A 24,009-nucleotide genomic window follows, 5' to 3' on the forward strand; every position below is an offset into this window, starting at 1 on the left:
AAACTATAATTTTACAAAAATGTATATACCAACTAATATATAAGTAATACATTCATATAATTGGAGTGATGAGATGCAGCCGTTAGAAAGGGAGATTCATTCTAATATGCTGAAAGTGTGGCGAATTCACGCTTTAATTGGGGCGGCAGTTATACTAGCAGTCGTAATTGCGTATTTCTTTTTTATGATTAACTTTAACTGGTGGGGTTGGCTGTTCGGATTGTTAGTAACAGGAGCTATTACATTTATCCCGCTTGATTATTTTGTATTTCCAAATTTACGTCAACGCTATTATAGTTACAGATTAAATGAAGAAGAGATTGAGATTCAAAAGGGAATGTTCGTTGTAAAACGTGTACTTATTCCGATGATCCGTGTGCAGCACGTAACGATTGAGCAAGGGCCGATTATGAGAAAGTATAATTTAGCAGAATTACACATTTCAACAGCAGCAACTTCTCATAGTATTCCAGGTTTAACGAAAGAAGAAGCAGAACAGCTGAAAAGACAAATTGGAGAACTTGCGAAAGTGAGTGATAAGGATGTATAAGAGGCAGCATCCGATCACGATATTATTGAGTATTCGAATTTCGGGTTTATTTCCTTTTATCCTTCTTGTAATATTTCGCTCTGATGAAAATGAGCCTTGGTATTTATTTTATTTTGTTTTGTTGTTTCTTTTATTCGTGATGGCTATTTTCTCCGCTGTGAAATGGTATTTCAAAGTGTACTGGATTGAGAATAATATTTTACATATAAAGCATGGTGTGTTTGTAAAGAAAGAAAGCTACTTAAATAAAGAACGTGTGCAAAATGTTAGTACATCTTCTAACATCATTTATCAAATACTTGGACTTACAAAATTAAATATAGAAGTTGCAGGCGGCGGTAGTGAGCCAGAAGTGATGTTAGCTGGTATTAAAGAAGATGAAGCGAAGGCACTAATTGCTTTATTGCATAAAGAAAGAAGCGTTGTGGCTGAAGAGGTGCCTGCGGAAGAAGGTAGTAAGACAGTTTATCAGTTAAAAGCGAAAGAAATTTTATTCGCATCTATTACATCTGGTAGATTTGGATTAGTGTTTTCTATGTTAGTAATCCTTTACACAGAGTTTAATCAATTTCTACCAGAATGGTTCATTAATAAAGTGGAAGCGTATGTGATGGATAACGGTGTATATGAATTAATCGTTATGGCAGCAATTTTAATGGCAATTTCTTGGGTTATTTCAACAGCAGGCTATGCGTTAAAATATGCAAACTTTAAAATTGAGCGAAACGGAAATGAAATTCGCATCGTACAAGGGTTATTTGATAAGAAAGAGTTTGTGTTAAAATTGCACCGTATTCAAGCAATTACTGTGAAAGAAGGCATTCTCCGTCAGCCTTTCGGTTATTGTTCTGTGGAAGTAGAAGTCATTCAAAGTATAGAATCCGCTGGGAATGAAGTGATGCTACATCCTTTTATGAAGAAAAAAGATGTGCAGCAGTTACTCGCATATTTACAGTTGCCGTATGAAATGGAAGAGGAAATCGTTTATTTACCGAAAGCGGCATTGCGCCGTTACATCATCATGGGCTGGATTACAACTGCTGTGCTCGCTGTGCCGATCGTTAGTGCGAGTATATATTTCAAACAATATATCGCGTTATTCACTCTTATCCCGCTATGTATCGGATTTACAATACTCGCATACGCTCGTTATACTAGCGGCGGTTATATGATGAGAGAAAATCAATTAACGATGGTGTACAGAGGTCTTGCGAAATATACAGGAATCATGCGTAGAAGGCATATTCAAGCGGTGGGGTACAATCAATCATATTTTCAAAAGAAAGACGAGTTATGTACAGCTGCCGTATCGGTAGCAGGGCATCGTTATAAAGTGAAGCACATGCGAAAAGAGGACACACTTCGTATATATAATTGGTACAAAGAAAAAGGAAACACCGGTGTGTAGTGGTGTTTCCTTTTTGTTATTAAATGGATATCTTTAGTCGAATCGTTGATATATTTCAAGATGTGATAGATATATTCGAAAAATCGTTGGTATAATTTCACGTACTCCTAGTGTTGTATTACTTTTTAATTAAACTAACACATCAAAAGTAGTCACAAAAGAAGGACGAGAGAAAATACTCTTTTGCTGTTCTGCATGTGGATGCGCCTGAGCCTGTGATTGTCCCTCTGCTTGTGCAGGACGTTTTTTATGAGCGTTTTCGAATGAACGTGATTCTGTCCAGTCTTTAAAGTTTTGCTCTGTTTCCCACATCGTTAAGATGACATATGTATCGTTACTTAATGGGCGTAGAACGCGGATCGCTTGAAATCCTGGTTCGTTTTCAATAAGGCCTGCACGGTTTTTAAAACGGTTTTCAAATACAGGGCGACCTTCGTCTGTGACAGAAATGTTGTTACAAACGATATAGCCAGGTTGTCCTTTAAATTCGCCAACAGCATCTAGTACGTCATATTGAAGAGATCCTTCTACAGATTCTTCTGTATTTTCTTTATAAAACATATCTTTTTCATTATTTTTTGCAGTGAAATGTGCTTGTTCTAGAGGTGTTTCGTATGAAATAATAGCCTTCATTTTAGTGCCCCCTTACTTATTTGTTTCTATTATATCAACTCTCTTAAAAAACTTCGAAGATTATATACATAAAGATACTTCTTTTTCAAATAATAAATGTACCATCATTTGGAAAGAAGGCCGATGTATGAAGAAAGTAAAGTGGACTTTATTAGGTGGGTTAGCGACGCTTGTATTAGCGATTGTAATCTATAAACTTATTGTGTTAGCTGGTGGCTATATGATGGATGAAAAGCAGCTCGTTTTCCACTCTTCATCACGTATCGTTGACCAGAAAGGGAAAGAAATTACGAAATTATACGTAGAAAATAGAGACCTCGTACCAATCGAGCAAATTCCAAAATACGTGCAGCAGTCGTTTATTGCGGTGGAAGATTCTCGTTTTTATGAGCATCAAGGAATTGATTATCCGTCAATATTCCGTGCTCTTTATAAAGACACGTTAGCTGGAGAGAAGGTCGAAGGCGGTAGTACGATTACGCAGCAACTTGCTAAAAACGTCTTTTTAACTCGTGAAAAAACATTTACGCGTAAGTTGAAGGAAGTCGCAATCTCCCTTCAATTAGAGCAAAAATATACGAAGCAACAAATTCTTGAAATGTATATGAATCATATTTATTTTGGACATGGAGCTTACGGTATTCAAGCTGCAGCAAAGTTGTATTTTAATAAAAATGTAGAAGATTTAACAGTAGAAGAAGGGGCAATGCTTGCAGGTCTTCCGAAGTCGCCAAACGGATATTCACCGTATTTTTCTCCAGAGAAGAGTAAAGAACGCCGTGATCTAGTATTGTCACTTATGCATAGACAAGGTTATTTGACTGCTGAAGAAAGCGTTCGCTATCAAGGAAAGACAATTGCTCTATATAAAAACTTAGATGAGAATGAACTCGCATATATGCCGTATATTGATATGGTCATAGATGAAGCGGCTCGTTTATACGGATTGTCTCATCAAGAAGTACTTCGCGGAGGATATACGTTTGTCGTATCGATGGATGAAAAGATTCAAAAGGTGGCGTATAACCAGTTTCAAGATGCGCGCAATTTCCCTGGTAAAGAAAATGGGGCGCAAGGTGCATTTTTATTAATGGATAATCGTACGGGCGGGATTAAAGCTGCGATTGGCGGAAGAAAGTATGTCCCGAGAGGATTTAATCGTATTTTTGCAAAAAGGCAACCGGGCTCTGTTCTGAAACCACTTATCGTTTATGCACCAGCATTAGAAACGAAAAAGTATAATCCGTATTCGTTATTAACAAATGACAAAGCTTCTTTTGAAGGTTATGAACCTCGAAATTACAATCGTCAATATACGAAAGAAATGACGATGTATGATGCGATTTTAGATTCAGCAAACGTACCGGCAGTTTCTTTATTAAATGAGTTAGGGGTCGAAGAAGGAAAGCAATATTTAGAGAAAGGAAATGTTCATATTGCAGATACTGGGTTAAGTACAGCGCTTGGTGGGCTGAAAAACGGTGTTTCACCATTTGATCTTGTAAAAATGTATCGTGCATTTTTAGCAAACGGCAATATTATTGAGCCACATGTTATTGATAAAGTGTTAAATAGACACGGCGCAGTCATTGGAGAATCGCCAAAAGTAGAGACGAAAGTCTTCTCGAAACAAACAGCATGGTATATGACGAAAATGTTAGAAGGAGTTGTAAAGGAAGGGACAGCCAAAGTAGGTGTCTATAACGGTGCGTTGGCTGGAAAAACGGGTACCACTTCAATTCCTAATGATGATAATGGAGCAAGGGATATGTGGTTTGTTGGATATACGCCGAATTTAGTGGGAGCAGTTTGGGTCGGCTATGATCACACGGATAAAGAGCACAAATTGCAAGGCGAAAGTGCAGCTGCAACGAAGTTATTTAAGAAAATTTTAACGAAGGCAAATGTAGAACAGAAAGAAAAGTTTATGCAGCCAGAAGGTGTAGAAACGATTGGTGCCCCAATTCGGTTGCGCAAGATTGAAGATGTAAAAATGAAACTATCATTTAGTCCTTTCGGTTTATTTAAAGCAAAATTAAGCTGGACACCACTTCCAGATGAAAGAATTATGTATCGAATTTATAGAGTGGAAAACGGAATTCATACGCATGTGAGTACTGTAACAGGTGTCGGAGAATATGAGGAAAAGTTTATTAACATATTCTCAAAACCGAGTTTTTACGTTGTGCCATTTAACACACAAACGAACCGTGAAGGAGAAAAGTCAAAAGTAGCTAAACCATAGATTTTCTCTGTGTTATAATAAGAATGTTGTGAAAATAGTAAGCGGTTTTACGAATGTTTGTGTCAATTTCATGAACAACGTACATAATGTTATGCAATTTGTTTTTACAAGCTGTATAGTAAAAAAAGATAAATATCGGAATAGAACGTATTTAAAGCAAAAGCATTGGTAGGGAAGGGAGCAAGGGTCTTGGTAAGAACTATAAATGAGACATTTTTAAAAGCATGTAGGGGGGAACGTACAGAGTATGTACCAGCATGGTATATGCGTCAAGCAGGTCGTTCGCAGCCGGAATATAGAAAGATAAAAGAAAAATATTCTTTATTTGAAATTACACACAATCCAGAGTTATGTGCTTACGTTACAAAGTTACCAGTTGATCAATATAACGTAGACGCAGCAATTCTTTATAAAGATATTATGTCACCACTACCTGCAATTGGTGTGGATGTAGAAATTAAATCTGGTATTGGACCAGTAATTGATAATCCAATCCGTTCTTTACAAGACGTAGAAAAACTAGGGGAAATCAATCCAGAAGATGACGTACCGTACATATTAGATACGATTCGTTTATTAACGACAGAAATGTTAGACGTACCGTTAATCGGTTTTTCAGGAGCTCCATTTACGCTAGCGAGCTATATGATTGAAGGCGGTCCATCTCGTAACTACCATAATACGAAAGCGTTTATGTATGCAGAGCCGAAAGCTTGGTTCGCTTTAATGGATAAGCTTGCTGATATGGTTATTACATATTTAAAAGCGCAAATTAACGCAGGAGCAAAAGCAGTTCAAATTTTCGATTCATGGGTTGGAACAGTAAATGTAGTAGATTATCGCGTATTTATTAAACCAGCAATGGAACGTATTTTTGCAGAAGTTCGTACGATGGGTGTACCGATGATTATGCACGGCGTAGGAGCTGCACATTTAGTGAACGAATGGCATGATCTGCCTCTTGATGTAGTCGGTTTAGACTGGCGTTTACCGATTGAAGAAGCGCGTGCACGCGGCGTTTATAAGGCGGTACAAGGTAATATGGATCCTTCGTTCTTACTTGCACCATGGTCTGTTATTGAAGAACATGTAAAAGGTATTTTAGATCAAGGGATGAAGCAGCCGGGTTATATCTTTAACTTAGGTCACGGTGTATTCCCAGAAGTAAATCCAGATACATTAAAACGTTTAACTACATTTATTCATGAGTACTCTAAAGAACAGTTAGCGAAGTAAAGGAGATTGGCTGTATGAAAAAGAAAATTGGTTTGCTTGTAATGGCATACGGAACGCCATATAAAGAAGAAGACATTGAACGTTACTATACACATATTCGCAGAGGAAGAAAGCCAAGTCCTGAAATGCTAGAAGATTTAACAGAGCGTTACCGTGCAATTGGTGGTATTTCTCCTTTAGCTACTATTACATTAGAGCAAGCTAAAAAGTTAGAAATGCGTTTAAATGAAATACAAGATGAAGTAGAGTACCACATGTATCTTGGTTTAAAACATATTGAACCGTTTATTGAAGATGCGGTACAAGCTATGCATAACGATGAAATAGAGGATGCAATCGCACTTGTTCTTGCGCCTCACTATTCTACATTTAGTGTGAAATCATATGTTGGACGAGCGCAGGAAGAAGCTGAGAAACTTGGAAACTTAACAATTCATGGCATTGATAGCTGGTATAAAGAACCGAAGTTTATCCAGTATTGGGTCGATGCAGTGAAAGGTATATATAACGGTATGTCAGAAGCAGAACGTGAAAAAGCAGTATTAATCGTATCTGCTCACAGCTTACCAGAGAAAATTATCGCACTCGGCGATCCATATCCAGATCAATTAAATGAAACAGCTGATTATATTGCAAGGGGCGCTGAAGTAGCAAACTATGCAGTAGGATGGCAAAGTGCAGGAAACACGCCAGATCCTTGGATCGGTCCGGATGTACAAGATTTAACGAGAGAATTAAATGAAAAGTACGGTTATACTTCATTTGTTTATGCACCAGTTGGATTTGTTGCGGAACATTTAGAAGTTTTATATGATAATGACTTTGAGTGTAAAGTGGTGACTGATGAAATTGGCGCGAAATATTATCGTCCAGAAATGCCAAACGCATCGGATGCATTCATTGATTGCTTAACGGATGTTGTATTAAAGAAAAAAGAATCTGTATTGTAAGAAGAAAGGGGGAGCCTGCTTGAGGAAAAAAGTTGTGATCATCGGCGGTGGTATCACAGGATTAACAGCTATGTATCACTTACAAAAAGACATTCGTGAGAAGGACTTGCCGATAGATACATTACTTGTAGAAGCGTCGGGTAAACTTGGCGGGAAAATTCAAACCGTTCGAAAAGATGGATTTACAATTGAACGCGGACCGGATTCTTTTTTAGCACGAAAAGAAAGTGCGTCTAGATTGGTGAGAGAATTAGGTCTTGGCGATGAACTTGTAAATAATAAGGCCGGTCAATCATTTATTCTCGTAAACAATCGGTTACATAAAATGCCGAGTGGATCAATGATGGGAATTCCAACGCAAATTACGCCGTTTCTATTTTCCGGGTTGTTCTCCCCAATTGGTAAATTAAGAGCTGGTTTTGATCTGTTAATGCCTAGATCAAAACCAGTATCTGACCAATCACTCGGGCAGTTTTTCAGACATCGCCTCGGAAACGAAGTGGTTGAAAACTTAATAGAACCATTACTATCGGGTATTTATGCAGGGGATATTGATGAAATGAGCTTAATGTCGACCTTCCCGCAAATGTATCAAATTGAGCAGAAACATCGTAGTATTTCACTCGGTATGCGTACGCTCGCTCCGAAAGAAGAGAAAGCTGAACCGAAAAAAGGAATCTTCCAAACGGTGAAAACAGGTTTAGAATCTATAGTAGAATCTCTCGAAGTGAAGATGCATGAAGGTACGATAATAAAGGGAACTCGCATTGAAAAAGTTGCAAAACTGGGGGATGGTTACACGATTACTCTTAGTAACGGAAAAGAAATAGAAGCGGACGCCATCGTAGTGGCAAGCTCACATAAAGTATTGCCTTCTATGTTTGCGCAGTATAAACAATTTCGTTTCTTCCGCAACATTCCGTCCACATCAGTTGCGAATGTAGCACTTGCTTTTCCGAAATCAGCCATTCAGCGCGATATTGATGGAACGGGATTTGTCGTATCACGAAATAGTGACTTCTCCATTACAGCATGTACGTGGACACATAAAAAATGGCCGCATACAACGCCAGAAGGTAAGGTACTTCTTCGCTGTTACGTTGGACGCCCTGGTGATGAAGCGATTGTAGAACAAACCGAAGAGGAACTCGTTCAGCTCGTACTAGAAGACTTACGAAAGACGATGGATATTATAGAGGACCCGGAGTTTGCAATCGTAAGCCGCTGGAAAGAAGCGATGCCTCAATATACAGTAGGTCATAACGAGCGAATGAAAAAGCTTACAACATTTATGGAGAAAGAATTGCCAGGTGTGTACTTAGCTGGAAGTTCTTACGCTGGTTCTGGTTTGCCGGACTGTATTGGGCAAGGTGAGTTGGCAGCGCAACGTGTGTTATCACATATTGAAAAAATAGTAGAATGTGAACGAGATGCTTTGAATGTATAAAAAACTACCACTTCCTAATGAAGTGGTAGTTTTTTATTGGAAAATAGAAGTTTGTACCTTACATATTCCATCTGTTTTTAGCATAAGTAATTTTTGTTTTAAACGTATAGCTGAGATTAATTTTTTGTAAAACTTGTCGAAATATAGTTCTATATAACGAATCATTTGTTATGATAGATATGCTGAGAAAATATGAAATAGGGAGAGGAAAATAGCTGTGAAGAAATTGTTAAGTGTCTTTTTATCATTATTACTATTACTATCATTTACTGGAACTTTAGCACAAGCAGAAGAAACTACTTCTATGTCGGTAGAAAAAGCAATTCAAGTATTCAAGCAGCAAGGGAAAACGAAGGGGATAGTGGAAGGATATATTGTCGGATATACGCAAAGTCCTTCTAAGTACACGAAGGATCCGGCTAAGTTTGACGACACAAATGTGGCAATTGCCGATTCACCAAACGAAACAAATCCAGATAAAATCATGCCTGTTCAGTTGCCAAAAGGCGATGTGAGATCGGCAGTGAATGTGAAAGATCATCCTGAAAATATTGGGAAGAAAGTTAGCTTAACAGGGACGCTTGAATTATATTTTAGTAGTCCGGGTTTAAAATCAGTAACAGCTCATAAGTTTCAAGGGGAAGAACAAAACCGTGTTAGCGATGTAGTGGCTTCACCTGGGGGCGGGGAAGTTGCGAAAGGAACAGCGGTAACATTAACAACGAATACAGAAGGAGCAACAATTTACTATACGTTAGATGGTTCTAATCCTACAAATAAAAGTGTTCGCTATAACGGACAAATTGTAGTGAATGAAAATAGTGTAGTGAAAGCAATCGCAGAGAAAGAAGGACTTACTTCTTCGGCGATTTCTACATTTTCATTTATTATTGTAAATAATGAACCAGTTCGTATTCATGATATTCAAGGGAAATCACATATTTCTCCTTACAAAGGGAAGAACGTATACAATGTGGAAGGCGTTGTAACAGCGCTTGATAAAAATGGTTTTTATATAGAAGACAATCAGCCGGATAATGATCCAGCTACTTCAGAAGGTATGTACGTATACAAAAAAGATGCAAATGTAGCAGTTGGAGACCTTATTCAAGTTGATGGAGAAGTAGAAGAATATGTTGGGCCTGGATATGCAGAAAGGTTTGAAACAGACTTAACAACGACGGAAATTAAGGCGAGTCGCGTTGCTGTAATCGCAAAAGATCAACCTTTACCAGCACCCATTGTACTCGGAGAAAACGGTGTGAAAATTCCTGATCAAATTATCGATAATGATGCATTCGGTTTATTTGATCCAAATGAAGATGCAATCGACTTTTATGAAAGTATAGAAGGTATGCGCGTTACGATGCCAACACCAAAAATTATTGCACCTCAGAAAAACGGAAATTTATATGTAACAGTAAAAAATAGCGGGGATAAAGTAGTAACGAAATATGGTACACCTCTTTTAGATGAAAATCAATTAAACCCAGAGCGTCTTTCTGTAAAAGTACCTCGTGATTATGTAGCAAAAGTAGGAGATACTTTCACAGGAGATATAACAGGGGTAGTAGGATATGATTACGGTTCGTTCCGTATTTCGCCAGTGACGGAATTACCATCTGTAGTGGACGGTGGGTTTAAGCGAGTAGGGGCAAATATTCAGCCACGTCTTGATAAATTAACAGTTGCTACATATAACATTGAAAACTTCTCAGCAAATAAAAAAGAAACGACGGACGAAAAAGTAAAAGAGTTAGCGTATTCTATTAAATACAATTTAAAAATGCCAGATATTATCGGTGTAGAGGAAATGCAAGATAATAATGGATCAATTAATGATGGGACAACAGATGCTTCATTAAGCGCAAAACGTATCATTGATGCAGTTCTAGAAATTCGCGGACCGAAGTATGAGTATGTAGAAATTGCGCCAAGCAACAATCAAGACGGGGGAGCGCCTGGAGCTAACATTCGCGTCGGTTTCTTCTATAACCCATCACGTGTGAAATTAGCAACAGTACCGAAGTTACTTGATAAAAATGTAGTTCGTATTGGAGACGAAAATGCATTATTTGATAGTACACGAAAACCGTTAGCAGCAGAATTTACATTCCAAGGACAAAACGTTGTTGTCGTTGCAAATCACTTAAACTCAAAACTAGGAGATGCAACGCCATTTGGAAAAGTGCAGCCGCTCGTATTAAAGAGTGAAGAAAAACGAATTCAATTAGCGCAAGAAGTAAATTATTTCGTACAAGGTATTCAGAAAAAGAATGCAAATGCACCTGTTGTTGTATTAGGTGATATGAACGATTTTGAGTTCTCGAAACCACTAAAAGCATTAGAGGGAACAATCTTAAAAGATATGCTAAACACTGTGCCGAAAGAGAATCGTTACACGTACATTCATGAAGGGAATGCACAAGTGTTAGATCATATTTTAGTAACGAACAACATCGCACCGCACACAGTTGTAGACCCAGTACACTTAAACTCAAACATTATGAAAGAGCATGGACGTGTAAGCGACCACGACCCAGTACTTGCTCAAATTGATTTGAAGAAAGCTTCTTAAAGTGAGAGAACGCTTAGGTAACTAAGCGTTCTTTTTTGTTTTTGCATCGTCATTTAATTACAAAGAGGAGATTCCTTTTTTTGTAATCTGACGATATAATTAATAGAATATTCTGTTTTGTAGAAAGGGAGGTGTAGATATATGGTAGCCCAACTAAATGGGAAATTAATGAATCAACTAGCGATTTTTTTGAGTGTTTTTATATTGATTCAGTTTGTAGCTGATGTAACAGGTCTTACGCAATCACTAGGTATTCATTATTTAGGTACAATAAGACAGAGCATCACTTATACAGCATTTGGTTTAGCTGTGATTTTTACTATATTGGGTATGAAAAAGGAATTAAGTAAATATGCAATTATTTCTTTATGTTCGGCGATAGGAATACAAATAATTTATATAGTTGTTATTGTGGTTTTATGGATGTTGGCAGGGACACCGTAAAGTATTGTTCGTTTTTTTATAGAAAAACCTATTATTATGAAGTGCACCTCCAATTGTTAGACACGGTCTAACAATTGGAGGTGCACTTTTATTCCGATTATTAGTCTTCACCAATCGGGCTTTTACGAGCAGTTGATTTCCCACCTGACTCCTTGTATTCACTGAATTTTGAGGTGGGCATCTAGCTATTTAGAGCTTGATTTCTGTGGGGAATTTTAGGGTTTCTTAAGCAAACCGTAGCGGTGGTCATTTTATTTGGAAAATAGAGTGTAACTAATTGCAAAAGATTATATATAGAAACTCTTTTTTGTAAAATTCATGGTAAAATTAATTGAATATTCAGGTTTATAAAAGGGGGGCAACGATGCAGGTACAATTAAATGGAAAATTAATGAATCAAATCGCAATCTTTTTTAGTAGTATTGCCATGCTTCAGTTTATAGCTGAGGTAACAGGATTTACGCAAAATTTAGATATTACGTATAACTTAATAAATACAACAACGTCATATATAACATTTAGCTTGGCAGTGATTTTTACTTTAATAGGTGCAAGAAGAGAATTGAGTAAATATGCAATTATTTTATTATGTTTAGTAGTAGCTATTAAATCGATTTATTTTGTAGCTATTGTTATTTTATGGGGATTGGCTGGTACGCCGTAAATGAATAAAAAACCTAATTTCCAAGAAGACATGAGGAAATTAGGTTTTTATGCTTGAAACGCTTTTCTACACCGATCCCTTCTTTGCAATCTTCTTTTGTACCTTTTTCTATCACGCTGTACGCCTTTTATATACATGCATAGGCTGAAGAAGAAGAAGAAGGCACATTGTATCGTTAATATATACGATGACATGCCCTGTAACGGTTGCTTTGGATCATATAAATGAATAGGTGCTCCGCCTATTGTAGGGAATATTGTATTGAGCAGGACGTAAGGAATGGAGGTAACTGCAAATGGAAACAGAATCGCCATATAGTCCTTTTGTGACCATGCAGATGCAGCAAGTCCTAAAAGAGCCATTAACCCTGCAAATAAAAAATTAATTCCGATATATACAATAATATAAGTGATGGGGGAGCCGTAATATAAGTTTGCGAACATCCCGTTGTCATTTATAATACCTGAACCCGCTGCGGGTGCTCCGTTTGGAATGGTTAATTTGCAAAATAATAATGATAAGATAAATGGAAACGTATAAAGAAGTCCTCCGCAAAAAAATGTAACGATATATTTCGTTACTGAATAAGGAAGTAACGAAATTTCTTTACTTATAAATGTCTTAAAACCATCTGATTTATCTGAGTTGTAACTTGTACTAAAGGGAAGACTTGCAATAACTGGCATTAATAATAAATAAACATCCATTTCATTGTCGCGAAATCCAATCCATTTAAAAGCCGTTGTTACAAACGCATCCGTTCCGTCTCCAATATAACGAATTACATAATAATAATGATAGATAGAGATAAGAGCTAATCCACTAAACATAATAATTAAAGAAACACGATTACAAAAAGCTTGCTTTATACTTAAACGAAGCGCACGCATCATGACTGAAAAAGCCTCCACTATTTTGATAAACTTGTCTATTTTCTATATTACTATTAATTGTAAAGATTTTCTTGTTTTTTTATTTGATTATTTGAAAAAGAGGAATTTTATTGTTGTTAAGTAAGGTTTATCTATACATCTTAAGAACACCTTTTCTTTTTCTCTTTCCATCTGATACACTATGACAGTATTATATGAATGGACTGGAATTTTTTTATACTGGAAATAATAAAAAAGAGAACTTGTATAGAATGTAAGCGTGTGGTAATATCAAAGATGTACTGATTGACTATATTATCCAATTGGTCATTTTTGGAGGTGACGATGTGGCGATAGATCGAAAACGTTCTATTATTGAAGCTGCAACAAAGTCTTTTTCAGCGTTCGGTTATAAAGCAACAACGATGGATCAAGTAGCGAAATTAGCGAATGTAGGAAAAGGAACGATTTATACTTTTTTCAAAAATAAAGAAGAGCTATTTGGCGAAATTATTTCTAATTTAATTACAGAAATGAAGCAAGTTGCAGAAAACGCAATTCGTTCAGATGTTTCATTTTTTGAAAATGTACATAAAGCATTATATAGCATCTTAGAATTTAGAAAAGAACATCAGCTCATGATTAAGTTAATTCAAGAAGAGCGCGATATGGGAACGAAAGAAGTACAAGAAGTGATGCAACAAGTAGATGTGGAAATCGTTTCTGTCATTCAATCGTATTTAAAGATTGCGATTGAAAAAGGTGAAATTAGCAAATGTGACCCAGAAATTACAGCATTTATTATGCTTCGCCTATACGTATCGCTCATTTTTGATTGGGAAAAAAATCATGAACCGCTAGAAAAAGAAAAAATTGCAGAATTATTTGAACTTTATTTATTAAAAGGATTGTCAAACTAAGATAATCCTTTTATTATTATAAAAAATGACCAATTGAACAAAGTAGTCATATATTTATTTTAGGAGGGATAATATAAATATTCACTTCATAGTAAGGAACAGTTGCATAGTATAAATTCGGGGATAAGGCATATGTATGAATAAGTATAGCCTTTTTGTTTGGGTGAAAATGACTAAATGAACATTTTAGTCATTTTGATAAAGGGGGAGAAATGATGAAATGGAATCAGTTACTTCGTAAAGAGTTTACTGAAATTATAAAAAGTAAAAAAATATTAATTCCAATTATCGCGGTATTATTCGTACCAATTTTATATGCAGGTATGTTTTTATGGGCCTTTTGGGATCCGTATAAACAGTTAGATGATTTACCAGTTGCGGTAGTCAATTTAGATAAAGGTGCAGTATTTGATGGAAAACCAATTGAGGTCGGAAAAGGGCTCGTTGATAATTTAAAAGATAACACAAGTTTTAAATGGGAATTTGTAAGTGAAAAAGAAGCGAAAAAAGGAATGGAAGGCAGAAAATATTACATGTTAGTACGCATTCCTGATGACTTCTCAAGTAACGCTACAACGTTATTAAAAGATGATCCGAAACCATTAAACTTAGAATACATTCCAAACGAAAGCTTAAACTTCTTATCTTCACAAATTGGTGGAACAGCCATTGAAAAAATTAAAGGTGAAGTAGCAAGTACGTTAACGAAAACATATGCAGAGAAAATGTTTGATTCCATTCAAGACGTCTCAAAAGGATTAGCAGATGGGGCGGAAGGGGCAAATAAACTACATGACGGATCAAGTGAGCTGCATGATGGTTCAAGTAAAGTGACGGATGGCCTTCATACACTTCAAGGGAAGTCTGGGGAGATGAAGGATGGAGTTCAGAAATTAGCAGATGGATCAAATAAATTAGTAGATGGGTCAGGAAAAGTAACAGATGGTTTAAATACATTAAATAGCAAAACAGGTATAGGCAAATTACAAGATGGATCCGGAAAAGTAACGGCAGGTTTAAATACGTTAAATGGCAAAACGGGTGAAATGCAGACTGGTATAGGGAAATTAGTAGACGGTTCAGGAAAAGTAACAGCAGGTCTAAATACATTAAATAACAAAACAGGTGAGATGCAGACTGGTATAGGGAAATTAGTAGACGGTTCAGGAAAAGTAACAGCAGGTTTAAATACGTTAAATGGTAAAGCGGGTGAGATGCAGACTGGTATAGGGAAATTAGTAGACGGTTCAGGAAAAGTAACAGCAGGTTTGAATACATTAGTAAGTAAAACAGGTGAATTAAAAACAGGAACAATTGACTTATCAAATGGTATGGGAGAACTTGTTGAAGGGCAAAGCCAATTAGAGACAAGGGCTCAAGAGATTCAAAAGGGTTTGCAGGAGTTAAATAGTAACGTACAAAATTCTGTTGCAGGCTTAGAGGTAATACAGTCAAAAGCTCCTTCTACATTAAATGAAAAAATAAATGGAGCTGGAGAAGACGTAAGTCAGTTAAATGAATTGACGCAATCAACCGCAGGGGATGCAAAAACTGCAGCGCAAGATGTAGCGAGCTTGCAAAAGCAAATTGAGAGTTTACCGAAAGAATATCAAGAACAGTTACAACCATATATAACAAATGTGGCAAAAAGTACGGCGACAGTTCAGCAGAAGGCTGCCGGGGTAGCAGGTGGAACAAACAAGTTAAACGAAGAAGTGAAACAATTAAAAAGTGAAATAAATGAAACAACAAGTGGAATGCAAAACAAACTACCGAATCCAGAAGGGTTTAAAACTTTAACGGATGGTATTAAGAAACTAACGAACGCACAAAATGAATTTGTTAGTAATTTTCATGGATTTGGTGAAGGTTTAGGTAAGGCAAAATTAGGTGCTGATAAATTGAAGAACGGATCTGGTCAATTGATTGATGGAGCAAATCAATTAGTAGATGGATCTGGGAAGGTAACAGAAGGATTAGGCGCATTATCCGTAGGAGCAAACCAAATGGCAGGTGGAATAAATCAATTAGCGGACGGTTCAAGCCAAGTGACAGGCGGTTTAGGTGCATTATCTGTAGGGGCAAGCCAAATGACTGGTGGAATAAATCAATTAGCAGATGGCTCAAGTCAAGTAACAGGTGGTTTAGGCACATTATCTGTAGGAGCAGGCCAAATGACAGGCGGAATAACGCAATTAGCGGACGGTTCAAGCCAAGTAACAGGCGGTTTAGGCACATTATCTGTAGGAGTAACAAAATTAGCAGATGGCTCAAATCAAGTAACAACAGGATTAGGCACTCTAAATGGCGGTTTAAATACAATGTCAACTGGCTCAACACAGTTAATCGACGGCGTAAATAAACTAGCAGATGGCTCAGGAAAAGTAACAGATGGCCTCGTAAAAGTAAACGACGGTTCAGGTGAACTTGCTGAAAAGCTTGGCGAAGGGGCAGAGAAAACTGGTGAAGTGAAAGGGACGAATAAAACATTTGATATGTTTGCAAACCCTGTAAAAGTAAAGACAGAGAAATTAGCGGAAGTTCCAAACTACGGAACTGGATTTACACCGTATTTCTTATCACTCGGTTTATTTGTTGGGGCATTACTATTATCTATCGTATACCCATTACGCGATACAGTCGGCGTTCCAAAATCAGGATTTAGCTGGTTTATTAGTAAGTTCGGCGTTTTACTATCAGTCGGTATTATTCAAGCGATAGTAGCAGATGTCATATTACTGTTCGGATTAGGTGTAGAAGTGCAAAGTATTCCATACTTTATATTATTTAGCATCGTTACAAGTTTAGCATTTATCGCATTAATTCAATGTTTAGTAACAGCATTCGGTGATGCAGGGCGATTTATTGCCATCATCACATTAATTATTCAGCTTACAACAAGTGCTGGAACATTCCCACTAGAATTGATTCCGAAGTTTTTACAACCATTTAATACGTGGTTACCGATGACATACTCTGTATCAGGATTGAAAGCAGTCGTATCAAGCGGAGACTTTAACTTCATGTGGCAAAACATAGGAATACTCATGATCTTTATCGTCGTATTATCACTTGGAACAATCGCTTCCTTAACTTGGATGCACAAACGACAATTTAGAAATGTTGTTGAAAATCAATCGATTGAAGTTTAAAAAAAGCACCTTGTAGGTAAATATTTATAATAACGAAACATTGGAATGAAAAGCCTGTATCAATAATTACTCAGTGATTATCGATACAGGCTCTTTTTATTGGATCTGTTCATAAAGATTGTTGTTATTAGAGCATTTTTCTTTTCGTTCTTTCATTCCATTTTTATTCTTTTTAATGCTAATTCAGCTGCCATTTTCCCGTTATGTTGTCCGTGCTCTTTAACCCAATTTAGTTTTTCGCTAGCTGGCACGTATCTATGGAAACCTAGAATTTCAGCCGCTCTCTCTTGTATCCACATATCCGATTCGTCCAAGAGGGGAAGTGTTTCATGCAATTGTGTATAAGGAGTTAAAGCGATAATTGAAAATTAATATTGAGCTCTTTTTTCTTCCGTTAATTCAGGTTTTTTAAGAAGATTTTTCAATTCTTAAATGGCTTGTACATCTTGCTGTAGTTGCAGTTCATCCGTATTTTCTTTGGAACAAGGATAATCTTTAACTTCTAATTGCAGTCTAAACGAAAGAAAAGGACTTACAGCAATTTACAGAGAAAACTAGAATAGGGGAGTTGATATGATGAAACAAAAATCTCGCTTCTATTTTATAATATATCCACTAATCACCTTCTTGGTTTATACACTATATCCGATTTTATTTCACAAAAAAGAACATACGAGCATGAAGGATATACTGGGAATGATTGTAACGTATTACATTTTAATTAGTGAATATTACTTTATTGATTTTTTAAGTGAAAGAATAAAGAAAAACGGTAAAGAAAAACAGTAAAGTTTCACTATTTAAAAGCTGATGAAGGATAACAAAATGACCGAAAGCGAAATGAAATTTAGGGATACGAACATTCGTAACTTTTTCGATAAAGAGAATCGTTTAAAATCGATTCCAGGTCAAAAAAAGAAAAAGTTAGTGTTATTAGAACATTTGATTAGCAAGTTAAACGTTGAAAATCAATATACAGAGAAAGAAATAAATGTGTTCATAAAACAATATCATGATGATTTTTGTACGATTAGAAGAGAATTTATCGTGCATGGGTTTATGGATCGAGAGGATAATATGTACCATATAAATGGGAGAGAAGTTTGGACGAAGTGGGAGGAGTTATAAATGTAATGAGTAATTCCTAGTTTGCCTCTCTTATCTAAAGAAGGAAATATTATGGGCTTTGGTGGTAGTTGCGGTGAATTTGCTTTATTAGTTATATTGTTTATTTTATTAATCATCGTTGGAGCTGCTTGCTTTTGCTAAAAGCTATGGAAAAGACACTCTTATAAGAGTGTCTTTTCTTTATGAAGACGTAATCCCACAAAAACATTTATTTATGGGGGCTTGCCAAATACTCATCAACCTAAGAAAATAGATCACTCCATAATGAAAAATTCACGTTTTTACAGTTAGTACTGAAAATTCGGCTCATCCTTTTCGTTTTAGAAAAAGTAATATTTTAAGTTGATAGATGTGTAATATTACCTATATTGTAACGTATAAGTGAATTTAATGACTTTAACTATACTTTTGTTTCGTTTTATTTAAAAATATTACGATTATATTACAAAAACTATTGATTATATCTAAATAGCGTAATATAATACTGTTTGTGGAAATAAAAACAAAAATTATTCATTATTTGGGGGATATGGAAAATGAAGAAAGTTATTTTACCAGTTTTAATGTCTGCTATGGTTATAGTTCCGGCAGTATCACATGCTGAAAAACAAGATAATGTGAAACAGACTACTGCAAAAGCAGAGCAGACAATTCAGCAAAGTGGTTGGGTAAAAGTAGGGGATACATGGTATTTCTATGACCAAAAAGGTATGAAGAAAACAGGCTGGTTACAAGATGGTGGAAAATGGTATTATTTTGATGGTAATGGAAAAATGCAAACAGGTCATATTGTATATCAATATGAGGGTTACTTACTGGGAGCAGACGGTACAATGTATGCCAATGAAGGTTGGATTCAGTATGGTGGAAAGTGGTATTATGTACATCAAGGTGGAAAGCTACATTACGGATTGCTTGAATATAATGGGAAAACTTATTTTTTAAATCCAGATAATGGGCAGATGTTTACGAAAGCTTGGATTGGGGAATATCATACAGGCAATTATTTTCTCGAAGATGGATCAATGGCAATAGGTTGGACTTCAATTGATAATAAGTGGTACTATTTTAACGATAAGGGGCTTAGTTATAATGACTGGCTAAGCTATAACGGAAGCTGGTATTATTTTGTAGGTGGTAAGATGCAAACAGGTTGGGTACAAGATAATGGAAAATGGTACTACATGAATACAGACGGCACAATGAAAACAGGCTGGGTAAAAGAAAATGGAAAATGGTATTATCTGAACTCAAATGGCACGATGAAAAGTTCAGAAAATGGATGGAAAGACTGTTGGTTAGATGAAGGAGGAAAGCGCTACTTTTTCGATGACAGTGGTGCTATGCGTACAGGGAAACTAGCTGAAGGCGGCACTTCATGGTATTTTAATCCAGATGGATCTATGGTGACTGGATGGAAAATAGTGGATGGTGACTGGTATTACTTTGATGAGAAAAGTGGAGCGAATCATGAAGGTTGGTTAAACTACAATGGCAAGTGGTATTACTTTTATGATGGCCCAATGACAACTGGTTGGGTACAAGTGAATGGCACATGGTACTACTTGAATGAAGATGGAACGATGAAAACAAATTGGTTACAAAAAGATGGAAAATGGTACTATTTACAATCCAATGGTGCAATGGCAGTGGGCAAACATTTCATTAATGGAAAATGGTATTCATTCAAAAATGATGGCGTTATGATGTAACAAAGATTTTTAATTGAATAAATGACAATAGATATCTATTTTAAGATATTTCTATGATGAAAAAAACACCTGTGAAGGTGTTTTTTTCATCTTTACAGTTAGTTATTACTTATTCCTCTTATTCTTGCACTTTTCGTTTTCACTAGTTTATTAGCGAGCATGGCTGGATTTATGCAGGAAATATCTAAACTGTAAGGATATGTGGGAAGTAGAATTATAAAACTTTTGTTTCCAATCTTTCTTTCTGACGAAGATGATGTGCAAAATGCATAGAAATGAGCTGAAACCATTCTGCCGCATTTAAGTAACCAAGCCCAGGGTGTTCGACTTTACAAGCACTTCGAATAGAAGTAATTGTTGGTTCAATGTCTTTAACAACTGTAATTAATTTCAGAAAACGCTCTTGTACTTCTTCTTTGTTAATTGGATTTTCTGGCGTATATCCAGGATGATTTGGTACTTTGATTTGTATGTCTGGGAAAGCACCAAGTTTATATACTTTTTCACCCATATCCGTTTTTTTGTTAGTTACTGATGGTGTTTCGCCTTTACATTTTGTGATTGCATCTAATTGCATGTATGTGGAAGCAATTAGATGATTATACATTTGACCGAGAGACCATTCCTCACTAGAAGGCTTCATCCTAAATTGTTCTATAGAGTACTTTTCTAATTCCCCTATGTAGTACGTTGCTAACTCTTCAAAATTCTTCATATCACTAACTCCTTTTTATGAAAATGTATTTGTTACTACCTACTATAAAGAAGTAATGCTGACAACATTATGTCAGTAGTGAAATATAAAAATTAAAGTTTTAACATTTTTTTTGCTTCATCACGGATTTTCTCAGAAAGAATTTTTGGCTCAAGTACTTGCACTTGGCTTCCCCAGCTCAATACCCATTGAAACACTTCGTCTATGTTTCTTGATTTCAAAAAGACATGGAAACCATTATCTTTATGCTCGTATGAATCTATAAAAAAGTATCGAGATTCAATAATTTTATGTGCAATATGAGATGGAAACAATAAATGAATCGTAACAATACGATTGTTTTCAGGTTGATAGTCTTGTAAAGAAAAGTCTTTCGGTTTTGTAAAAAATTCTTGTTTTTGCTGTAATGTATCCATACGGTCTAAACGAAAATTACGTATTTGTTTCCGAAGTAAGCAATGAGCAACGATGTACCAAATTCCTGAAATATTGACTAAACCGTAAGGATGAACAGTCCGCTCTATTTTTGTGGTTTCTCTTGGCTTACGATAAGAAAAAGAGATAGCTTGCTCGTTTTGAATTGCTTCTTGTAGCAAGAAAAGTTGGTTCTCTAGTTTTTCTTGCTCGGCTTGCTGGTTTGAAAATATAGGAGAAAGGAAACGGAAAGTACCTCGTAACCCCTCAACTTTCTTTTTTTGATCAGTAGGGAGGATAACCTCAAGTTTCTCTTTTGCCGATTGTGCATGTGCAGAAAAAGAAGAAGTGAAAGTTTTCTCGATATAATCACCGCCTAATAAAAGGGTAACAGCCTCTTCAGGGGTAAGCTGAATGGGTGGTAAGAAATATCCATCCATTAATGAGTAGCCGTGGCCGGGCATTGCAAAAATTGGGACACCAGATTCACTAAGTGCATCCATATCTCGATAAATAGTTCTTATACTTGTCTCAAATTTTCCAGCTAAACTTTGTGCTGTAACAGTTTGTTTTCTTTGTAATTCAATTAATATTGCTAATAAACGATCCGTTCGATTCATGAAATATCATCCTTTATTTTTATAAATATGATCACTGTAAAATTCTAAAAGTAATACATTTTCCCCTACTATTAACAGACTTTTTCCTATGTATAATATTAATATAGTAAAATCATAACAACCTATATTGCAGTTTCCAATAATATACTATATAATCAGGATAAGAAAACGTTTTCATGCAAAGGGGGAGAATTTCGTGTCGACTATCGAGGACGTGGCGAAATTAGCGGGGTTATCAAGGACAACGGTTTCTAGGGTGATCAATAATCATCCATATGTTTCAGATGAGAAGAAAAAAAGGGTTCAATTAGCAATGAAGCATTTAGGCTTCGTTCCTAATTCTGCGGCGAGAAGGCTTCGTAAACAAAAAACAGAAACAATTGCGGTGCTTGTTCCAAGGATTACAAATCCTTTTTTTAGTAGATTTATTGAAGCAATCGAGATTGCTGCTTCTGAGCATAAATATAAACTGATTATTTGTCAAACAAGATATTTACCAGAAAAAGAGATGGAGTATTTACAATTATTATCTACGAAACAAGTAGATGGGATTATTCTATGTTCACTAGAAAATCCATGGGAAGATGTAGAGCCGTACTTACAGCACGGTCCAATCGTGTTATGTAATGAATATATTGAGGAAGCAAATGTTCCAACAGTGAAATTTGATCATGCACAAGGAGCATATATAGCTGCCAATCATGTATTAGAACAAGGATATCGTAATCTTATTTTTTGCCGTGGTAACGAAACCAAAGTTGTTAGCCAACAGCGGAAAATGGGCTTTTTACGTGCAATAACTGAGAAGAGCCGCCAAGTAGAAGCGATTGATTTTCTTGAAAACGCTTTCTCTTGGGATGATGGGAAGCGAATATTCCATGAAGTATTAAAGGACAAAAAAAATCCTACCGCGATTTTGGCAGGAGGCGACGAGGTTGCAGCTGGAATTATCTCAGAGGCGAAGCGCCATAACTGGAGTATTCCAGAGGATCTCGCTGTTATCGGTTTTGATAATCAAATTTTATCGCAGATTACTGAGCCAGGTATTACGACAATTGAACAGCCAATTGATGAAATGGCTCGAAAAGTTGTCGACCTGATGATGGATAAAATCCATACGAAAAATTATCGTAAAAAAGAATTGTATGAGTTTGAACTGGAGCTCTTGGTGAAAGGTTCAACGATGAAGGATACGATGTTATTAGCCTAGTAGACTATGTCTGCTAGGTTTTTTTTCTGTTCACAAACTACTACTCTTCGTGAACGCAGTCATCACATTTGTTATGGTATGCTTCGTGCTGCTCATCAATTTCTTTCCCGCAGTGCGCACAAGTTTTCGTCGGTAAATTTCTGAAAAACTCCATTGGTTGATCGATCATGTCAATTCCTCCATTTCCATTTCTTACTATCATTGTATTAGTACAAAAAATAAAAGTCAACAACTGTTTTATAACAAATTGAAAATTAATGAAAAAGTTTAGGAAATGGATTATAGTTAACAATGTAGGATGTAAGTAAAAAACTTTCTCAAGTACGGAGAAAAACTGCATTCCTACTCGGTTTTAGAAAGGATGGATACATATGAAAATGACTGTTGTCGGCTTTTGGGGCGGCTTTCCAGAAGCGGGAGAAGCAACGTCGGGGTATTTGTTTGAACACGATGGTTTTCGTTTACTTGTAGACTGTGGTAGTGGTGTACTAGCACAGCTTCAAAAATATATAACACCATCTCATATAGATGCAGTTGTACTTTCGCATTACCACCACGATCATGTTGCAGACATTGGGGTATTGCAATATGCGAGATTAATTACAAGTGCGACAAAGGGACAACTACCGGAATTGCCAATATACGGTCATACGTTTGACGAGAATGGATTCCATTCTTTAACGCATGCACCGCATACGAAAGGAATCGCGTACAACCCAGAAGAAACACTTCAAGTTGGACCTTTTTCTATTTCATTCTTAAAAACTGTTCATCCTGTTACATGCTTTGCGATGCGTATTAAAGCTGGTAGTAACGCTGTAGTATATAGCGCTGATTCCAGTTATATTTCTGAATTCATTCCATTCACAAAAGATGCTGATCTTTTCATTTGTGAGTGTAATATGTATGCACATCAAGAGGCTGCAAAAGCAGGGCATATGAATAGTACAGAAGTGGCAAGTATTGCGAAAGATGCGAATGTAAAAGAACTTTTATTAACGCACTTACCGCATATAGGAAACCCATCTGATTTAGTAACAGAAGCAAAACAAATTTTCAGTGGCCATATTACGTTAGCTCATAGTGGCTACGTATGGAATTCATGAGGTGA

The 24,009-nt window shown here is 36.2% G+C and carries 23 protein-coding genes and 1 pseudogene; 18 read left to right on the forward strand and 6 right to left on the reverse strand.

Annotated elements, in window-relative coordinates; genetic code table 11:
• Positions 1–73 precede the first annotated feature (73 nt).
• The gene (locus BTOYO_RS18700) at positions 74–550 is read left to right on the forward strand and encodes a PH domain-containing protein (protein WP_001182713.1); all 477 of its coding nucleotides are present in this window, start codon (positions 74–76) and stop codon (positions 548–550) included.
• Entirely contained in the window at positions 543–1,958 is a 1,416-nt protein-coding gene (locus tag BTOYO_RS18705; RefSeq protein ID WP_000278162.1) for a PH domain-containing protein, read from the forward strand. The genes BTOYO_RS18700 and BTOYO_RS18705 overlap by 8 nt, the downstream gene beginning before the upstream one ends.
• A gap of 129 nt (positions 1,959–2,087) precedes the next feature.
• On the opposite strand, the gene hmoB is transcribed toward BTOYO_RS18705, so the two are convergent.
• Positions 2,088–2,591 (reverse strand): heme-degrading monooxygenase HmoB, encoded by a 504-nt coding sequence (gene hmoB, locus BTOYO_RS18710; protein WP_000644080.1) that lies wholly within the window; start codon positions 2,589–2,591, stop codon positions 2,088–2,090.
• Positions 2,592–2,718: 127 nt separating this feature from the next.
• On the opposite strand from hmoB, the gene BTOYO_RS18715 reads away from it, so the two are divergent.
• The 7 genes from BTOYO_RS18715 (at position 2,719) to BTOYO_RS18745 (ending at position 12,155) form a co-directional block, all read left to right on the forward strand.
• Complete coding sequence (locus BTOYO_RS18715; RefSeq protein WP_000756256.1) at positions 2,719–4,836, forward strand: transglycosylase domain-containing protein; 2,118 nt, start codon at positions 2,719–2,721, stop codon at positions 4,834–4,836.
• A 189-nt stretch (positions 4,837–5,025) separates the two neighbouring features.
• Positions 5,026–6,072 (forward strand): uroporphyrinogen decarboxylase, encoded by a 1,047-nt coding sequence (gene hemE / locus BTOYO_RS18720; RefSeq protein WP_000252625.1) that lies wholly within the window; start codon positions 5,026–5,028, stop codon positions 6,070–6,072.
• Between the two features lie 14 nt (positions 6,073–6,086).
• The gene (gene hemH, locus BTOYO_RS18725; RefSeq protein ID WP_000726795.1) at positions 6,087–7,022 is read left to right on the forward strand and encodes a ferrochelatase; all 936 of its coding nucleotides are present in this window, start codon (positions 6,087–6,089) and stop codon (positions 7,020–7,022) included.
• 19 nt (positions 7,023–7,041) lie between these two features.
• Positions 7,042–8,469 carry a protoporphyrinogen oxidase gene (hemY, locus tag BTOYO_RS18730; protein ID WP_001228058.1) on the forward strand — a complete coding sequence of 476 codons (1,428 nt, stop codon included), beginning with the start codon at positions 7,042–7,044 and terminating at the stop codon, positions 8,467–8,469.
• Positions 8,470–8,680: 211 nt separating this feature from the next.
• A complete protein-coding gene (locus tag BTOYO_RS18735; protein ID WP_033657321.1) occupies positions 8,681–11,047 on the forward strand; it encodes a DUF6359 domain-containing protein in 2,367 nt (788 codons plus the stop codon).
• 141 nt (positions 11,048–11,188) lie between these two features.
• A complete protein-coding gene (locus BTOYO_RS18740; protein WP_000226526.1) occupies positions 11,189–11,491 on the forward strand; it encodes a hypothetical protein in 303 nt (100 codons plus the stop codon).
• Between the two features lie 364 nt (positions 11,492–11,855).
• Complete coding sequence (locus BTOYO_RS18745) at positions 11,856–12,155, forward strand: hypothetical protein (RefSeq protein ID WP_001198066.1); 300 nt, start codon at positions 11,856–11,858, stop codon at positions 12,153–12,155.
• 47 nt (positions 12,156–12,202) lie between these two features.
• On the opposite strand, the gene BTOYO_RS18750 is transcribed toward BTOYO_RS18745, so the two are convergent.
• Positions 12,203–13,048: a hypothetical protein gene (locus BTOYO_RS18750; RefSeq protein WP_000984181.1), complete on the reverse strand. Its 846-nt coding sequence runs from the start codon at positions 13,046–13,048 to the stop codon at positions 12,203–12,205.
• Between the two features lie 326 nt (positions 13,049–13,374).
• Between BTOYO_RS18750 and BTOYO_RS18755 the strand changes: the two genes are divergently transcribed.
• Entirely contained in the window at positions 13,375–13,947 is a 573-nt protein-coding gene (locus BTOYO_RS18755; protein ID WP_000963370.1) for a TetR/AcrR family transcriptional regulator, read from the forward strand.
• Positions 13,948–14,162: 215 nt separating this feature from the next.
• Positions 14,163–17,099, forward strand: coding sequence for a YhgE/Pip domain-containing protein (locus tag BTOYO_RS18760; RefSeq protein WP_000871861.1), 2,937 nt, complete (start codon positions 14,163–14,165; stop codon positions 17,097–17,099).
• 152 nt (positions 17,100–17,251) lie between these two features.
• Here the strand turns inward: BTOYO_RS18760 and BTOYO_RS18765 are convergent, their stop codons facing one another.
• Positions 17,252–17,398 (reverse strand): hypothetical protein, encoded by a 147-nt coding sequence (locus tag BTOYO_RS18765; protein ID WP_000264964.1) that lies wholly within the window; start codon positions 17,396–17,398, stop codon positions 17,252–17,254.
• Positions 17,399–17,672: 274 nt separating this feature from the next.
• Here BTOYO_RS18765 and BTOYO_RS18770 point away from each other — a divergent pair, with 274 nt between their 5' ends.
• The 5 genes and pseudogenes from BTOYO_RS18770 to BTOYO_RS27445 all read left to right on the forward strand — a co-directional run.
• Positions 17,673–17,888, forward strand: a complete 216-nt coding sequence (locus tag BTOYO_RS18770) for a hypothetical protein (protein WP_000977614.1) — start codon at positions 17,673–17,675, stop codon at positions 17,886–17,888.
• A gap of 36 nt (positions 17,889–17,924) precedes the next feature.
• The gene (locus BTOYO_RS18775) at positions 17,925–18,227 is read left to right on the forward strand and encodes a DUF2087 domain-containing protein (RefSeq protein WP_000140282.1); all 303 of its coding nucleotides are present in this window, start codon (positions 17,925–17,927) and stop codon (positions 18,225–18,227) included.
• Between the two features lie 51 nt (positions 18,228–18,278).
• Entirely contained in the window at positions 18,279–18,368 is a 90-nt protein-coding gene (locus BTOYO_RS26725) for a YjcZ family sporulation protein (RefSeq protein ID WP_000505668.1), read from the forward strand.
• A 395-nt stretch (positions 18,369–18,763) separates the two neighbouring features.
• Positions 18,764–19,939 carry an N-acetylmuramoyl-L-alanine amidase family protein gene (locus BTOYO_RS18780; RefSeq protein ID WP_000755824.1) on the forward strand — a complete coding sequence of 392 codons (1,176 nt, stop codon included), beginning with the start codon at positions 18,764–18,766 and terminating at the stop codon, positions 19,937–19,939.
• Positions 19,940–20,047: 108 nt separating this feature from the next.
• A pseudogene (locus BTOYO_RS27445) lies at positions 20,048–20,134 on the forward strand (YknW family membrane protein); the annotation flags it as partial.
• Between the two features lie 19 nt (positions 20,135–20,153).
• On the opposite strand, the gene BTOYO_RS18785 reads toward BTOYO_RS27445, so the two are convergent.
• Positions 20,154–20,654 (reverse strand): DinB family protein, encoded by a 501-nt coding sequence (locus tag BTOYO_RS18785; protein WP_000787586.1) that lies wholly within the window; start codon positions 20,652–20,654, stop codon positions 20,154–20,156.
• Positions 20,655–20,746: 92 nt separating this feature from the next.
• A complete protein-coding gene (locus tag BTOYO_RS18790) occupies positions 20,747–21,688 on the reverse strand; it encodes a helix-turn-helix transcriptional regulator (RefSeq protein ID WP_001082252.1) in 942 nt (313 codons plus the stop codon).
• Positions 21,689–21,884: 196 nt separating this feature from the next.
• Between BTOYO_RS18790 and BTOYO_RS18795 the strand changes: the two genes are divergently transcribed.
• Positions 21,885–22,898, forward strand: a complete 1,014-nt coding sequence (locus tag BTOYO_RS18795; RefSeq protein ID WP_000103728.1) for a LacI family DNA-binding transcriptional regulator — start codon at positions 21,885–21,887, stop codon at positions 22,896–22,898.
• A 40-nt stretch (positions 22,899–22,938) separates the two neighbouring features.
• On the opposite strand, the gene yhfH is transcribed toward BTOYO_RS18795, so the two are convergent.
• The gene (yhfH, locus tag BTOYO_RS18800) at positions 22,939–23,067 is read right to left on the reverse strand and encodes a protein YhfH (protein ID WP_000567010.1); all 129 of its coding nucleotides are present in this window, start codon (positions 23,065–23,067) and stop codon (positions 22,939–22,941) included.
• A 202-nt stretch (positions 23,068–23,269) separates the two neighbouring features.
• On the opposite strand from yhfH, the gene BTOYO_RS18805 reads away from it, so the two are divergent.
• Entirely contained in the window at positions 23,270–24,004 is a 735-nt protein-coding gene (locus BTOYO_RS18805; protein WP_000784683.1) for an MBL fold metallo-hydrolase, read from the forward strand.
• Positions 24,005–24,009 lie beyond the last annotated feature (5 nt).

It is taken from the genome of Bacillus toyonensis BCT-7112, from assembly GCF_000496285.1.
Classification (GTDB): domain Bacteria; phylum Bacillota; class Bacilli; order Bacillales; family Bacillaceae_G; genus Bacillus_A; species Bacillus_A toyonensis.